Genomic DNA, 14,495 nt, shown 5'->3' on the forward strand with positions numbered 1-14,495 from the left:
CGCAATGCACCAATCCAGATGGGGGTCGGGCTGTCACAGCGCATCGCGCTGGTCCGTCTGCCAGGTATGAGAACCCTGAATTCCACCGATGCCGCAGGCCCGCCGCGACCCGTAGAACAGGTGTGGACGACGTTCCTGTCGGCGCTGGAAGCCCTGCCGGCCGACGCGCGCCTGCTGCAGTTGCTGCATGACGTGGCCGGAAAACCCATCGAAGCGCTCATGCCCCTGTTCGGACTGTCTGCAGCCGATTGCTGCCAGCGTCTGGACGCTGCCCATGCCTGTCTGCGCGCCCACGCGCGCCGACTTGGAGTGCCACCCACGTGTCCCTGACCGAACTAGGTACCGTCGAGGACGGTGCCGATCCGCTTACCACAGGCTTTTCGGCTAGCTATGCCGGGGTAATGGCCTTCATCGCGGTGGCCCACGAGGGCAGCTTCTCGCGCGCGGCGGACCGGCTTGGCATTGGCCGCTCGGCGGTGAGCCGCAGCGTGCAGAAGCTGGAAGGACAACTGGGCGTCCGCCTGTTCCTGCGCACCACGCGGTCAACATCGCTTACCCGCGAAGGCGAGCTGTTCCACGACGGTTGCCGGCCGGGCGTGGACCGCATCCTGCAGGCGCTGGAGGAAATGCGCGACCTGCGCGATGGTCCACCGCGCGGGCACCTGCGGGTCAGCGCGAACCACGGCTTTGGCCGTAAGGTGATAGCGCCGCTGCTTTCACAGTTCCGCGTACTGTTTCCCGAAGTTACGTTGGAGCTGCAGCTGGAGGAACGCACGCTGGACCTGGCTGCCGACCGCATCGACGTAGCGTTCCGCGATGGCGTGCTGGAAGACAGCGAGGTGATCGCAAAACACCTTATCCCGATGCAGCTACTGGTGTGCGCCGCACCGGAGTACGTGGAGCAACATGGCCTTCCCACCAGCGTGGCGGACCTGGCCGCGCACGCCTGTATCAGTCAGCGCCAGTCCAACGGGCGCTTGCAGCCGTGGGAATTCCGCGTGGATGGCCGGCCGTTGAGCGTGGAGCCGGTGTCGGCACTGGTATTCAACGACGCCGACTTGGCGCTGCAGGCGGTGCTGCAGGGCCAGGGGCTGGCCCAGCTGTCCAACTACCAGGTGCGCGCGGCACTGGACGCGGGCCTGGCCGTGAGCTGCCTGGGCCAATACGCTGCCGACGACCGCGGCCATTACCTGTGCTACCTGAGCCGACGCCAGCTGCCAAAACGAATCCGCGCATTCATCGATTTCATCACCAGCGAGGTCCGCGCGCTCGACCTGGACGTGGTGACGCACTGGGAAAGCGTGCAGCAGGCGGGTGCGCCGGCACGGGACATCGACGCCGGGGCGTGGCGATGAGCTGCATTGGTGCCCAACAGGCAACAGTGCGCGTCCACGCGCGGGTCTACCGCCGCTGTGGCGCCCCGCATAGCATCGCTGCATGCCCAAGCCAACACAGGCTGTCCCCTTCCAGCACTGGAGCATTTCCATGAAGATCCTGGTCATCGGCGGCACCGGCCGCATTGGCAGCAAAGTGGTCGACCGCCTGCGTGCAGCCGGTCATGACATCGTCATCGCTGCCCCGTCTACCGGTATCGACATCATCAGCGGAGAGGGCCTGGATATGGCCATGGCCGACACGCAAGTGGTGATCGACCTGGCCAATTCGCCCTCGTTCGAAGACGCTGCGGTGCTGGCTTTCTTCCAGACCGCCGGGCACAACATCCTGGCCGCCGAGGCGAAAGCTGGTGTCGCCCACCATGTCGCGCTGTCGGTGGTGGGTACCGACAAGCTGGCAGCCAGCGGCTACTTCCGCGGCAAGATCGCACAGGAAAAACTGATCCGCAACGCGGGCGTTGCCTACACCATCATCCATTCCACCCAGTTCTTCGAGTTCCTGCCGGGCATCATCCAGTCCGCCGGTGATGCGATGCGGCTGCCTACCGCGCTGGTGCAGCCGATTTCCGCGGAGGATGTTGCCGATGCAGTGGTGCAGGTGGCACTGCAGCCGGCGGTCAACGGCGTGGTGGAGATCGCAGGTCCCGAGCGCGCGGCGATGGACGCATTGGCCCAGCGCTTCCTAGATCGCACCGGCGATCCACGGCGGGTGGTTGGCGATGCGCAGGCGCCGTACTTCGGTGCGCAGCTGCAGGACGACACGCTGGTGCCGGTGGGCCAGGCGTGGCTTGGCCGACAGAGTTTTGACGGATGGCTGCAGCAGTCCGGACTTGAACACTCCCACTGACCGCCAGCACTGCGTGGATCCACCATGTCTGATTTGAAGCCGCCATCGCCTGCCGTTCTCGATAAGTACCGTGGTGATGAGGTGCGTCCCCTTTATACCGGGCGGGTGAGGGTAAGGGGAGGGCAGACGGGACACGGTCGCGCATCCGGCGAGGTGGCGTCAGACGATGGCGCATTGCAGCTGGACTTGCGGCTGCCACCGTCGCTCGGTGGCCCAGGCGGTGGCAGCAACCCTGAGCAATTGTTGGCGGCAGGTTACGCGGCCTGCTTCCACGGCGCGATGAATCTCCTTGCCAGCCGTGCCGGGCTGGTGCTGGTGGATTCGTGCATCGAAGTAGCGGTGACCTTCTCGCGTGATCCGATTGACGGGCTCTACCTGCTCTCGGCAGAAGTTGAAGCCTACCTGCCAGGGCTGGACAGCGGGATTGCCGCCGAGCTGGTGCGCAATACCGAGCGCGTTTGTCCCTTCGCAAAGATGTTCCGCAACGGCATCACACACGTGGTCTGCGTGGTGCCCACCGCAGCGCCCTGAGCGGTGCCCCCCTGGAGACAACACCATGCATGCTGGTCGCTCCTATACCTTCACCGAATTCCTGCTGTGGACCCGGCGCCCGCTGTACCTGCTGATCCTGCTCGACGTGGCACTGGTGGCGCTGTACCAGCTGGGTGGCCTGCACTGGCTGGCCGTGCCGTGGAATGTGATCCTCATGCTCGGCACCAGCGTGGCGTTGATTGCCGGGTTCAAGAACACCCAGACCTACAACCGGTTGTGGGAGGCGCAGCAGGTGTGGGCGTCGATCACTGCGGCAAGCCGGCTGTGGGGCACTATGACCCGCGACTACGTCAACCGTCCCGAGCACAACCGGCGACTGGTTTACCGGCACCTTGCCTGGCTGACCGCGCTGCGTTACCAGATGCGCGAAAGCAAGCCGTGGGAAACCCAGAAGCTGATGCCTAACGTGGAGTATCGAAAGCACTACGACGTGCCGGAGAAGGTGCGTACGCTGGATGCAGAGCTGATCAAGTACGTCAGCCCCGAGGAGCGTTCGCGCATTCTTGGTGCTACCAGCAAGGCCACCGAGGTATTGTCGCTGCAGGGTGCCGCACTGCGCCAGCTTCTCGACGATGGGGTGATAGTCCAAGCCACCTTCGCCGAACTGCAGCGCGTGCTGCGTGAACTGCACGAACAACAGGCGCGCAGCGAACGGATCAAGGATTATCCGTATCCCCGGCAGTATGCCGTCATCAACGCGATCTTCGTGCGCATTCTCTGCCTGCTGCTGCCCTTGGGCATGATCGACCTGCTGGCACCGATGAACGACACGGTGGGCGGGGCGATGGGGGGCCAAATGGTATGGCTGGCCATTCCACTCAGCGTGCTCGTGTCCTGGATTTACTCTGCGCTGGACCAGGTGGGCGAGAGCAGCGCCAATCCGTTTGAGGGCGGTGCCAACGACATTCCAATCTCGCAGCTGTGCAACACGGTCGAGCGCAATCTGCGTGAGTTGCTGGACGAGCGTGATGTTCCGTTGCAGCACGCACCGGCCAGCCCCATCGTGCTGTAACCCGGGAGTACACTGAGCATGAAGATCGTCGTCATCGGGGGGCACGGGCTGATCGGCAGCCGGGTCGTGGAGGGCCTGGCTAGATTGGGACACGATGTGGTGGCCGCGTCGCGCCGCAGTGGCGTGGACGTACTGACCGGCGAAGGGCTGGCAAGAGTGCTTGAAGGTGCCCAAGCGGTGGTGGACGCCTGCAACGCGCCGATCTTCGAAGACCCCCAGGTCGGCGATTTCTTCCGGAGCGCCACCACGCAGTTGTTGGCTGCGTGTGAGCGTGCCTCCGTGCAGCACCTAGTGGGCCTGTCGATCGTGGGCACGCCTTACCTGCAGGACAGCGCCTACTTCCGCGCTAAAGCGGTACAGGAGGACCTGGTCCACCAATCGGGACTGCGCTCCACGCTCATCCGCGCCACCCAGTGCTATGAGTTCATGTCCCAGCTGGTGGCGCCACTGGGCGGCCGACAGGCGCTGCACCTGTCGCCAGCAAAGGTGCAGCCTGTGGCGGCCGACGACCTTGGCGCCCTGGTTGCGCAAGTTGCGGCCGCAGCGCCGGGTCAGCGCATGGTGCAGATCGCAGGCCCCGAGTGCCACCGCCTGTTCGAGCTGGTGGAGTGGGTAATGTACTTCAACCAGGACGACCGCCCGGTGGTGGCAGATCCCGACGCGCGCTACTACGGCGCGCTGCTGAAAGACACGACGCTCACCCCCGAACCTGGTGCGCTGCTAGGCGGCACACGCTTCGCAGATTGGCTGGCCCGGCACACGCGCCGCGCCTTCCCCTACGTGCACCTGCCCGCGCCGTAATGTCGGGCTCGTTTCGCTCGGTTCTCTGGGAGACCGCACGCGGATCGCGATTCTGCTAGCAGAAGCACTCGAAAGCAGAGTCATTTTCCCACCATCGGCGGCGCATCCGTCCGCGCTTGCAGTGGCCGCGAAATAAACCTCACGAACGCCGATGTGGAATCCCGCGCGACGCGTTGGTGAAGTTCTCCGCCATATCTGTCTCCGGCAAATCGTCGCTCGCCTTCGACATTCTCTAAACAGAAGCGCAGCGTCCATCCCTTGTACAGCACTCGCCCCCGTAGCGGCTGAAGAGAAGTGCGCGGGGTGGCGTTATCTAACGTCGGGCAATCTGCTTCAGGGCTTTCACCTCGCGCGGTCCGATTGCGCGAGGTAGCTCTTGGCGGTGGGCGGCGATAGCGCGCGGAATCGTCGCGGGCAGTTGCGTTGATCAGCCCAGATGCGCGGCCCGCCCTCGACGCAAATGAAGAACGTTAGGACAGTTGCCGCGCGCAGAGTCGACGCTCCAACGGCCGTGCCTCACAGCCGCTAGTCAGGCAATCATTATGGACCATCGCCGACACCCGTCTCTCTGCTTAGCTGACGGACATCCGCATGTGAACGATAAAGAGAGACCAAGCAGGGTGTCGATTGTAATCGGCACCCTGGGGGACTTAGGTGGCTTCAGCTTCGTGTGACCAAGCAGTAGATACAAGGCCTGAAACTCCGGATTCCGTGGTAGCGCGGTCCAAGCCAGTAGCTTCGTCGCAACGTAAATGCTGCAAAACGCCTACCCGGCGATGCCCTGCTTCGGAGAAGTGAACAAGCCATTGCTGCCTGATGGACAACATTGTGAGCCCGCGCGCATGTCTACCGGCCATGCGCTCGATCTCCTACATTGAATCTGCACGGCGCCTTGCCGTGATTGCCGCGAAGACCAATCCCCCTGTCCGCTCAGGCCGGCCTCCGGCCCGGCCGTGCAGCGCCAGCTTCGCATTTCCGCCAGCCAGCCTCTTCCCTGGAAATCCTCTCATGTTCAGCCTAGACACTACTGAAAACCCATCCGCCACCGCGCTCGACGAGCTGGTGCCATCACGCTACGCACTCAAGGTCGGTGACATCGACGTGCTGGTTGTAAGCGACGGTGTGCTTCCTCTTCCTACCCAGATGCTTGGTCACAACGTCAGCCAAGCCGAACGCGCCGTCTGGTTTGACGACATGTATCTGCCACAAGATGCGTTCGACTGGTCATTGAACGTAATGGTGGTCCGTAGTGCGGACCGGGTCATCCTCATCGATGCCGGCCTCGGCATGGACCCCGATCTGCAGTTGCCGCGTGCGGGCCAGCTGATCCGCCGCCTGGGCGCTGCCGGGATCAACTTGGAGGAGATCACCGACGTAGTAATTACACACATGCACATGGACCATATCGGCGGTCTGCTCGTCGACGGTGTCAAAGAGCAGCTGCGTCCTGACCTTCGCATCCACGTTGCAGCATCGGAAGTAGAGTTCTGGAAGTCGCCGGATTTCACCCGCACCAGCATGCCACCGGGCTTCCCGGACGCGCTGCGGGCAACCGCAAAGCACTTCTGGGCCGAGTACGGCAGCTCGATGCGGTTGTTTGAGGAGCATCATGAGGTCGCGCCGGGCGTGACCGTCCGCCGCACCGGTGGCCATACCCCTGGTCACAGCATTGTGCGACTGGACTCCAATGGCAGCGCTCTGACCTTTGCCGGCGATGCAGTGTTTGCGGTCAGCTTCGACCAACCCAACTGGTACAACGGCTTCGAGCATGACCCGGAGGAGGCGGCGCGCGTACGTCTGGACCTGCTCAACGACCTGGCAGGGACCGGTGAAATGCTTGTGGCAACGCATTTGCCATTCCCGTCGATCGGACGGGTCTCCGCGGAAGGCGGCGCCTTCCGTTGGGTGCCCGCGTTCTGGGACTTCTGAGCCAGCTGCGCGCTTGGACCCTCGGTCAATTTTCATCGGCGTCTGGTCATCCAACGTCCGGCCGAGAGGTCCAGTGTAGCGCGTGCGACCTTTCCCCCACTCGACGTTAGCAGAGGTCTACCCATGAACATGATTACCCGTACCCTGGCGGCCACCACTCTGGCACTGGCCGTCCAGGCGGGCACGTCAGCCCAGGCAGCCGTGCCGCCGCATGTGGCCGCGATCAGCCCGGCCCGCACCGCCAGCACCATTACTACCTCCGACGGGGTACAGCTCTACTACAAGGATTGGGGCCCAAAGAACGGCCCCGTGGTGACCTTCAGCCACGGCTGGCCACTGGACTCGGACAGCTGGGATGCGCAAATGATGTTCCTGGCCAGCCACGGATACCGTGTGGTCGCGCACGACCGACGTGGCCATGGCCGTTCCAGCCAGCCATGGGACGGCAACGACATGGATCACTATGCCGACGACCTGGCCACGGTCGTCAATACACTGGACCTCAAGGATGTGACCATGGTGGGATTCTCCACCGGTGGAGGCGAAGTAGCGCGCTACGTGGGTCGCCATGGTACCGGTCGGGTGCGGAAGATCGTGTTGATCAGTTCGGTAACGCCCTTCATGCTCAAGACGGCGGACAACGAAGGCGGCGTGCCGATTGAAGTGTTCGACGGCATGCGTAACGGGCAGCTGGAGAATCGATCGCAGTTGTTCAAAGACGTCCCTAGCGGCCCGTTCTACGGCTACAACCGCCCCGGTGCCAAGCCCAATCAGGCATTGATTGATTCTTGGTGGGCGCAGGGCATGCTAGGTGGAAGCAAGAGTACCTACGACTCGGTTGCAGCCTTCTCGGCTACCGATTTTCGCGGGGACCTGAAGAAAATTGACGTGCCCACGCTGGTCATCCACGGCGACGACGACCAAGTTGTACCCATCAACGTCGGCGGCCGCATGTCGGCCCAACTGATCAAGGGTGCCAAGCTGATCGTCTACCCTGGTGCACCGCACGGTCTCACCGCCACCCACCAAGACAGGGTCAACCAGGACCTGCTGGCGTTCCTGCTGCAACACTGAATTACCGCAAGCGCCCGCAGGCGTGATGCAGCGCGGACATGGCCATCTCCGTGTCCGCGCCCCTCCGGAGAACGCAGACATGCATGTATCCAACACTCAACGATTGCTGCGTCTCGCACGCAGGACAAGCGGGGGCCTAGTGCTGGTTGCCCTCTATTCCACGGCGGTGGTTGCACTGTATCGGTGGACGGATGGACAGTGGATCAGCTTTCCATGGGGCCTGCTGGCGTTTCCTGGGCTGAGCCTGGCCGTATCCACTGGGTTCAAGGCCTTCCATCGTCGCAACCATCTTGCCTCTGGAGAGGCGACCTGGGCATCCATCCATGCCACCAGCCGGAACTGGGCGCTGCTGGCCCACGCCGCACTGGGCGACCAAGGGAACGCACAAACCCTGGTTGAGCGCCATCTGGTATGGCTTGCAGCATTGCGTCGGGAGCTGCGATGGAACGATACAGGGGAGCCGGTCGAACTCACTCGGGGCGTGGACGTTCGCAGTGGTCAGCAAGGCGCGGAGGGAGTGTTGCGATTGCAGAGTGCGGCGCTCAAGTCGCTGAGAGTGGAAGAGACGCTGGATCCAGCGTCTTTCAATGCACTGCACAGCCTGCTGCAGCAAATGCAAAGTCAGCGGGTCGATGCGATGCGATTCAGAGAGGATCCGGCTACCGGACGGCATTCAATCGTCGACACCGTACTGTTGTGGTCCTTCGGCCTGCTTCTGCCCTTCGGCTTGCTCGATGCGATGAGTCCGCTGATACTGTTTGACGATACATTTACTGCCACAGTTGCGTGCTGGGTCGTGGTTCCACTCGCGGCGCTGCTCCAAGGAATGTTCTTGGCCCTGCACAGCCTCGGGTCATGCAAGGCCTTGCCAGGCGATGCGGACCACGTCACATCCGCTGCCAACGCCTTTCAATCGCTCGAAAGCGAATTGAAGGCCTGGCCCAGCGGATCCGCGCAGGCCCGGGGCGGAAGGGCAACAGCGGCCTTATCGCATTGAGGCACGGCTGCATCGCATTCCTGTCGCATAAACGCGACGCCTGCGCCAGTTGCGATCTGCGATGGCAGCAGCCAACCGTCTGCAATTCGATCAGCCATGAAGTCTACGAACGCCCGTGTCCTAGATGGCATGTGCTGCCTGCTCTGATAACAGATGTAATGGCCTTGGTCATGAACTGCGTACCGATCAAGAAGCGGGACCAGTAACCCTGACGCCAGTGGCCTCGCCGCCAGGTACGCAGGAAGCTGCGCGACACCATGATCGTCGAGTACCGCCTGCAGTGCCAGCTCAGGGTCGTTGAAGGTTACCTGTGCGTTGGGCAGCATGCGCTGGATCCGGTCGTCAAGGTTGAATTCCCATTCGTCAATCCTGCCCGTGGCCAATCGCAGCGTGACGCAGTCATGTCGGGCAAGGTCTTCCAGCTGCATCGGCGTCCCACGACGTGCGAGGTAGCCCGGCGAGGCGTAGGTCTGAACGCACATGGGCACCATCCTGCGCGCAATCACCTGCGAATCGAGCAACCTTCCTTCAAGGAATGCAACGTCGACCCGGTCGACGGTGAAGTCGACCGGTTGGTCGTTCAATATTAGATCGACCGACACTTCAGGATATTCGTGCTGGAAAGCCCCGAGTAGGGGCGCAACGATGCGCCGGCCGAAGCCGACTGTCGATTGAATCCGGATGCGCCCACGAGGAGGGCCCGCTTTGAGGTCGCGCATCTCCTCCAGCGCCTGCACGATACGTTCGACGCCTTCATGGCAGCTTGCGTAGAAGGTGTTCCCGTCGGACGTCAACGTAGTTGATCGCGTCGTTCTATGGAACAGGCGTACGTCGAGCTGGCTCTCCAGTTTCTGGACGCTGCGGCTTACCGCAGACCGACCGATGCCCAGCCGGTTGGCTGCCTTCGAAAAGCTACCATCTGTGACGACCGCAATGAATGCCACGATGCCTGAATAGGTGGTGGCGAAGGAGCCCGCCAGCGGATCGCCTAGCATCTGTTGGTGACGAGAGTTTTCCATGGAAGGGGGCCTGGTTAGGGACAGGACGCGCTGCCGCTAACGCTGCTGCGCCAGGCGTGGGTGCTAGATTGATGGCACCTGCGTGGGTGACGCCAGTCACGACGTGTAAAAGTGTGTAAAGGCACGCTGCAGACAACCCCGAGTGCACTTTCGTCGCTAGCTCTCGATACGCCGGAACAGCGCACTGGCGAGTCTTTCAATACGCTTCAACAGGGGCGCGCTATCGGTCCGGGGCCAGTTGGCGAGTACCTTGCGGACCACGCTGGACGCCTGCCGATGCTCGCCCCGCCTGATGAGCAGACGGGCCAAATCGTAGGAAGCGCGCCAGTGCCATGCCGCAGCACCCTGTTCCAATGCGACCGCCATGGCCTGATTCAGACATGCTTCGGCCTCTCCCAGGTTACCCTCGCGTGCGTGTCGCCTGGCCTCGCCGCGCCAGACCTCTGCGGCGCACCACGCGGACTCCCCCGCCAGCACCCTGGCCATCAGCGACGGTGCCACCCAGTCGACACTGAAGGTGGCAAGCATTTCCTGCCTTGGCACCTCGAAGCCGGGCAGCAGCTCGCGCACCTTGCGTCTATGCTCTGCAGCATCCTCGAACAACAGTCGCCACCCATCGTGGTACCACTCAGGGAAGCGCAGCCAGCCCCCTAGTCCGCGTCGCGTTGCTTCCTTGCGCATCAGCTCGATCCATTCACCGGCTAATTCCTTCTGGCCGGACCATAATGCGACCGGACATGCTCCAAATAGTGCCGCGCACAATGAAAGGGAATGCTTACTCTGTCGCGCACGTTCCACCATGCCGATTGCAGTTTCTAGGGCTTGAGCGAGGTCTCCCTGCAACCATTGGGTCCGCGACAGCATTGCATTCGCGGCGACAATCGGATCCACGCCCACCATGTTCGTCGGTGTGCGCGGCGCGTGCTCGCCTATTAGCAATGAGGCGTGGGAATGTGCCGAAGAAATCGCCAGCCGCCCAGAGAAGTGATTGGCCATCGCGCACGTGCGATGCGCAAGGTTCAATGCCGCAGCATCCCCCCAAGGCATAATTACTTGCATCAGTTCATCCGCATGCCGGAGCGCGAGTGGGTATTCGCCGCGGAACATTTCGTAGGTACACCGGCCCCACAGCGCCTGCAACTGGAACACAGGGGCCTCGGCCTGGCGTGCCGCCGAAATCGCCTTGAGCCAAAGCCCATCCAGCGATGGGCTGAGTGCATCGGTATGGAGCATTGCGACCAGCAGCGCGGTCGAGAGGGAGGCGGTGGCCATGGCGTCATCAGCGCGCCGTGACTCCATGGCGGCCAGGGTCGCGGCGACGCCATCGCGGTATTCAGCGAGCAGCGAAGCATGAAACCAGAGGGGCGAAGACGCAGCCACCAGTGCGGCCGCCACTTGCAGGTCGCCTGAATCGGCTAGGCTGTTGCGCAAGGCGAATCGGACATCGTCGAGCCTGTGCACGTGACGTTCGCCCCACTGCGCCTCCTCGATCAGCGGAAGTTCAGCCGTCGCTGCACGCATGGCATCAAGCATATGGGCGGCATGACGTTGCAGGAGCATGGGCTCTTCGCCGACGCGGGTAGCATGGGACGCCGCATAGGCCCGGGTAGTGTCCAGCAGCCGGTACGGCGCCACCTGAGAGCTGGGATCGAACATCACCAGCGATTTGTCGACGAGCGATGAGAGCGCATCCAGTGCGTCGTCAGGTTCGATCTTTCCCATGCAGATCGCTAGCGCCGCCTCCATATCGAAGCGCCCCCGGAACGCCGACAAGGCGCGCAGCAGCTGCGCCTCCTTTTCATCAAGTAGCGCCATGCTCCAGTCCAGTGCAGCAGCAAGACTCCGCTGGCGATCAAACGCACCGCGACGCCCTATCGAGAGCAACCGAGCGTGGTCCTGGAGGCGCAATGCCAGATCCCGCGCAGGCTGCTTCCCCAATTGTGCCGCAACCAGCTCTATGGCCAGTGGTACGCCCTGCAGTTGACGTGTGATGGCAGCCAGCGCTTCGGTATCGCCTTCGTTGAAGTCTGCTGCACCTGCAGCCTTGGCACGGGCCAACAAAAGTTCAGCAGCTGGCGACCGGGAAAGCTGCTCCAACGAGGTCGACCTGCCAGCCGGCAGATCTAGCCCCAGAAGTCTGATGAGCCGTTCACCGGGCAACTGCAGGGATTCGCGGCTGGTAGCCAGCACGCGCAATCCGGGAAGCCTGGACAGCAACCGATCAACCGTTGCCGCCAGCGGGCCCAGGACATGCTCACAGTTATCCGCCACCAACAGCACCGGCCGGCCCACGAGGTTGCTGTGGATTGCATCAATGGCATCGGACGCACCCGCAGGCACTCCAAGTGCCCGTGCAACTGCGTCCGGAACGTGTTCTGGTGACACCAGTGGAGAAAAGTCCGCGAACGCAGCTGGAATTCCCAACTCGGCCTGCAGCCGGACGGCCACACACACCGCAATGCTGGTTTTGCCTATTCCGCCCGGGCCGACGATGGTCACCAGACGGTTTACCTGCATCAGTGAGGCGACCTCATCCACTGTAGCCTGCCGGCCCACCAGTGTAGTCAGCCTTGACGGCAGTAAGGTAAGTGCTGGGTGGTTGGCGGTTTGACTGGTGACACTCGTACTGCTTCTCCTGCTGGTCAGCTGGCCGTTGAAACGGTAGCCGCGCAGCGGTACGTTGCTTATCCACTCTAGGCATCCGTCGCTCGGCAGTGGCGCGCCGAGCGCCTTGCGTATCAGCGAGATATGGACGCGGACGCTTGCGTCTTCGACCACGACGCCCGCCCAGACGGCTGAGAGCAGGTGGCGGTTGCCCACGAACTCCCCGGCGTGCTTCACCAGCAGCATGAGCAGTTCAAAGGATCGCGGACCGATCCTTACCGGGCTTCCGCGCACTTCTATCCGACGCTGCAATTCAGAGATCACAAGCGAACCAAACTGCCAAGCATCACCACCAGCCTGCGGCGGGTGATCGCAAGGCTGGCCTGCCATGTTGGTCTCCACGCACCCTCCCATCGCGATTGGGCTAGACCTGGCAAGAGTACACCCGTAGGGAGGTTGGCCTTTGGGTGTGCTGTCGATGCTGCAGCTGATCGATCGGCCTGCCTACCCAGGCAGATCCATGGCCCCAGGGCCCCACCCATTCATGAATACCCTAACGACCGAATCTACGTGCGTAGCAATCCGCTCAGGAGAGACTGCCGAAGAATCCCCGAACAATGCCTCGAGGTACAGGTCGCCGCAAAGCATCGAAACAAATGAACGCGCTGCCTGGCTTGCAGAGCCATCGGCCAGCCCCCCTGCATTGATTGCGCCTAAGAAAATCCCCGCAAACGCCGCCGTGACGCGCCCTGGACCCTGCCGCCAGAACACATGCGCGGCCGCAGGGAAGTGTGGCGCCTCCACGATGAACGCCCTGCACAGACTGATCATGGAAGGATGCACTAGGTAGCCCATTAGATCCCTGCCTGCACGCTTCAGGGATTCTTCGAGCGATTCGCCCTGCATCCTATGCATGCCGGTTAAGGCCGCGCGCATCTCCTCCTGGGCGAGCTGGCGGGTGTATCCCGCCAGGAACTCGGGCAACTCCACCCGCGAAGTTCCGGGCTCCGCGGCCAGACGAACCCGAAGGCCATTCGGTGTCCAGGTCCGGTAGCCCCGCCCGAGCAGGAAGGCGACCAGTACGCTGCAATTGGCCCAGCCACGCATCTGGCTTGCATTCCCGGGAACGTGCTCGGTAGCGCACATGATGGCGCCGGCCGCACCCCAGCGCAGGTACCTCATCGCCTGATCGAGGGTGAGGACCCGGATCATCATCCGCGTCCACCATGGCTCAACGATCAACCATTCACCGCCCCCGAGCGGGCGCATTGCATATACATGCTTGTACCTTGCATGCGCAAAGCTATGCCACCATTGCTTGCGCAACCCAGGCACGAAGCACACGAACCACTCCACTGCAGGGGAAGAAATCGGGGCACCGTCCTGGTCTACGTTGATTCCCAACGCCGGCGCGGAGTATTGGCCGCCCCGCGTTGCCAATGCACTGCGGCGCTGCGGCCTAGGCGGCAGCATATGCATGCGGCGCCTCCTGACAGACTCCTGCACAGAACAGATCGACAATCCTGCGAATGTCGACCCGGTCATCGTCGCTTCGCTCCGGGCAGGGCCAGCCCAGCATGTCAGCCACGTGCCACCCGCCGCGCAGCAGTGCAAGCAGGTGGCTGGCCATCTCCCGCTCATCCGTCGGCTCCACCACACCTGCATCTTGCGCCAACCGAAGGAAGCGTCCAAGCGCCTCGTTGACCGCCGCTGGTCCTGCCTGGAAGAACAGATTTCCCGATTCGCGGCTGCGCGCGCTCTCGCCGAGACCCAGGCGATAAAGCTGCGCCAATGCCCCTCCCGTGTTAGCCGCGACAAAGCGACTTGCGAATTCTCGCAGCACAACCTTCATGTCAGCCGCTGTCGCACAAGCGCGCAGCGGTGCAACGAGGAAAGATGCGTAATGCCCGGCAAGGGCAAGCACCATCCCGCCCTCGCATCCAAAAGCAGCAGATATCTCTTTTCGTGAGATCCCGACCGCTTCGGCGACGCTGCCGGGGTCGCTGAGTGATGCGTCACCTGTCTGCAGCGCTTCTGTCAGCCGTTCCAGAATAGCTTTCTGGTAGCCCGAGATAGCTACCGCCGGCGATGGAGATGGCTTGTACATGGTTGAGTTCCTGTTGAATGGCACGGGCCACGTGGGTCATCACCGTGGCTTCCTATACGACGAATGCTATATATCCGCCGGCGCATCCACTAGGTGCTTATTCCTCAGTACGTTGTTTCATCGTAGGAATCACAACTGTGCCTGGAGGTGTGGATTGTT

Annotated in this window: 13 protein-coding genes; 8 read left to right on the forward strand and 5 right to left on the reverse strand. The window is 62.6% G+C overall.

Translation table 11 applies throughout. The features are described from left to right. Positions 1 to 33: 33 nt before the first annotated feature. On the reverse strand, positions 34 to 276 hold the full coding sequence (locus QE395_RS02090; RefSeq protein WP_306987418.1) for a hypothetical protein: 243 nt from the start codon (positions 274 to 276) through the stop codon (positions 34 to 36). Positions 277 to 320: 44 nt separating this feature from the next. On the opposite strand from QE395_RS02090, the gene QE395_RS02095 reads away from it, so the two are divergent. The 8 genes from QE395_RS02095 to QE395_RS02130 all read left to right on the forward strand — a co-directional run bounded on the left by QE395_RS02095 (position 321) and on the right by QE395_RS02130 (position 8,606). After that, complete coding sequence (locus QE395_RS02095; RefSeq protein ID WP_306987420.1) at positions 321 to 1,355, forward strand: LysR family transcriptional regulator; 1,035 nt, start codon at positions 321 to 323, stop codon at positions 1,353 to 1,355. A 130-nt stretch (positions 1,356 to 1,485) separates the two neighbouring features. Then, entirely contained in the window at positions 1,486 to 2,241 is a 756-nt protein-coding gene (locus QE395_RS02100) for an SDR family oxidoreductase (protein WP_306987421.1), read from the forward strand. A 24-nt stretch (positions 2,242 to 2,265) separates the two neighbouring features. Next, positions 2,266 to 2,772 carry an Ohr family peroxiredoxin gene (locus tag QE395_RS02105; protein WP_038686018.1) on the forward strand — a complete coding sequence of 169 codons (507 nt, stop codon included), beginning with the start codon at positions 2,266 to 2,268 and terminating at the stop codon, positions 2,770 to 2,772. Positions 2,773 to 2,797: 25 nt separating this feature from the next. After that, entirely contained in the window at positions 2,798 to 3,805 is a 1,008-nt protein-coding gene (locus tag QE395_RS02110) for a bestrophin family ion channel (RefSeq protein ID WP_306987422.1), read from the forward strand. Positions 3,806 to 3,823: 18 nt separating this feature from the next. After that, positions 3,824 to 4,606 carry an NAD(P)H-binding protein gene (locus tag QE395_RS02115; protein WP_306987423.1) on the forward strand — a complete coding sequence of 261 codons (783 nt, stop codon included), beginning with the start codon at positions 3,824 to 3,826 and terminating at the stop codon, positions 4,604 to 4,606. Positions 4,607 to 5,614: 1,008 nt separating this feature from the next. Continuing rightward, positions 5,615 to 6,535 carry an MBL fold metallo-hydrolase gene (locus tag QE395_RS02120; protein ID WP_038686023.1) on the forward strand — a complete coding sequence of 307 codons (921 nt, stop codon included), beginning with the start codon at positions 5,615 to 5,617 and terminating at the stop codon, positions 6,533 to 6,535. A 123-nt stretch (positions 6,536 to 6,658) separates the two neighbouring features. Next, on the forward strand, positions 6,659 to 7,609 hold the full coding sequence (locus QE395_RS02125) for an alpha/beta hydrolase (protein ID WP_306987424.1): 951 nt from the start codon (positions 6,659 to 6,661) through the stop codon (positions 7,607 to 7,609). Positions 7,610 to 7,688: 79 nt separating this feature from the next. Next, entirely contained in the window at positions 7,689 to 8,606 is a 918-nt protein-coding gene (locus QE395_RS02130; RefSeq protein WP_185753443.1) for a bestrophin family ion channel, read from the forward strand. Here the strand turns inward: QE395_RS02130 and QE395_RS02135 are convergent. From QE395_RS02135 to QE395_RS02150, 4 genes are all read right to left on the reverse strand, one after another. Beyond that, positions 8,519 to 9,625, reverse strand: coding sequence for a LysR family transcriptional regulator (locus QE395_RS02135; RefSeq protein WP_081797126.1), 1,107 nt, complete (start codon positions 9,623 to 9,625; stop codon positions 8,519 to 8,521). The genes QE395_RS02130 and QE395_RS02135 overlap by 88 nt on opposite strands. 156 nt (positions 9,626 to 9,781) lie before the next feature. After that, positions 9,782 to 12,619, reverse strand: coding sequence for a winged helix-turn-helix domain-containing protein (locus QE395_RS02140; RefSeq protein ID WP_081797305.1), 2,838 nt, complete (start codon positions 12,617 to 12,619; stop codon positions 9,782 to 9,784). Between the two features lie 114 nt (positions 12,620 to 12,733). After that, positions 12,734 to 13,708 (reverse strand): TetR/AcrR family transcriptional regulator C-terminal domain-containing protein, encoded by a 975-nt coding sequence (locus QE395_RS02145; protein WP_185753444.1) that lies wholly within the window; start codon positions 13,706 to 13,708, stop codon positions 12,734 to 12,736. Further along, complete coding sequence (locus tag QE395_RS02150) at positions 13,689 to 14,336, reverse strand: TetR/AcrR family transcriptional regulator C-terminal domain-containing protein (RefSeq protein ID WP_185753445.1); 648 nt, start codon at positions 14,334 to 14,336, stop codon at positions 13,689 to 13,691. The genes QE395_RS02145 and QE395_RS02150 overlap by 20 nt, the downstream gene beginning before the upstream one ends. Between the last annotated feature and the right edge of the window lie 159 nt (positions 14,337 to 14,495).

It is taken from the genome of Stenotrophomonas sp. SORGH_AS_0282 (assembly GCF_030818125.1).
Taxonomy (GTDB): domain Bacteria; phylum Pseudomonadota; class Gammaproteobacteria; order Xanthomonadales; family Xanthomonadaceae; genus Stenotrophomonas; species Stenotrophomonas rhizophila_A.

Excerpts from the sequence above, each read along its gene's own strand:
- QE395_RS02090 (WP_306987418.1), bottom strand. The coding sequence starts at position 276 with ATGGGCAGCGTCCAGACGCTGGCAGCAATCGGCTGCAGACAGTCCGAA.
- QE395_RS02100 (WP_306987421.1), top strand. The coding sequence starts at position 1,486 with ATGAAGATCCTGGTCATCGGCGGCACCGGCCGCATTGGCAGCAAAGTG.
- QE395_RS02105 (WP_038686018.1), top strand. The coding sequence starts at position 2,266 with ATGTCTGATTTGAAGCCGCCATCGCCTGCCGTTCTCGATAAGTACCGT.
- QE395_RS02110 (WP_306987422.1), top strand. The coding sequence starts at position 2,798 with ATGCATGCTGGTCGCTCCTATACCTTCACCGAATTCCTGCTGTGGACC.
- QE395_RS02115 (WP_306987423.1), top strand. The coding sequence starts at position 3,824 with ATGAAGATCGTCGTCATCGGGGGGCACGGGCTGATCGGCAGCCGGGTC.
- QE395_RS02120 (WP_038686023.1), top strand. The coding sequence starts at position 5,615 with ATGTTCAGCCTAGACACTACTGAAAACCCATCCGCCACCGCGCTCGAC.
- QE395_RS02125 (WP_306987424.1), top strand. The coding sequence starts at position 6,659 with ATGAACATGATTACCCGTACCCTGGCGGCCACCACTCTGGCACTGGCC.
- QE395_RS02130 (WP_185753443.1), top strand. The coding sequence starts at position 7,689 with ATGCATGTATCCAACACTCAACGATTGCTGCGTCTCGCACGCAGGACA.
- QE395_RS02135 (WP_081797126.1), bottom strand. The coding sequence starts at position 9,625 with ATGGAAAACTCTCGTCACCAACAGATGCTAGGCGATCCGCTGGCGGGC.
- QE395_RS02140 (WP_081797305.1), bottom strand. The coding sequence starts at position 12,619 with ATGGCAGGCCAGCCTTGCGATCACCCGCCGCAGGCTGGTGGTGATGCT.
- QE395_RS02145 (WP_185753444.1), bottom strand. The coding sequence starts at position 13,708 with ATGCATATGCTGCCGCCTAGGCCGCAGCGCCGCAGTGCATTGGCAACG.
- QE395_RS02150 (WP_185753445.1), bottom strand. The coding sequence starts at position 14,336 with ATGTACAAGCCATCTCCATCGCCGGCGGTAGCTATCTCGGGCTACCAG.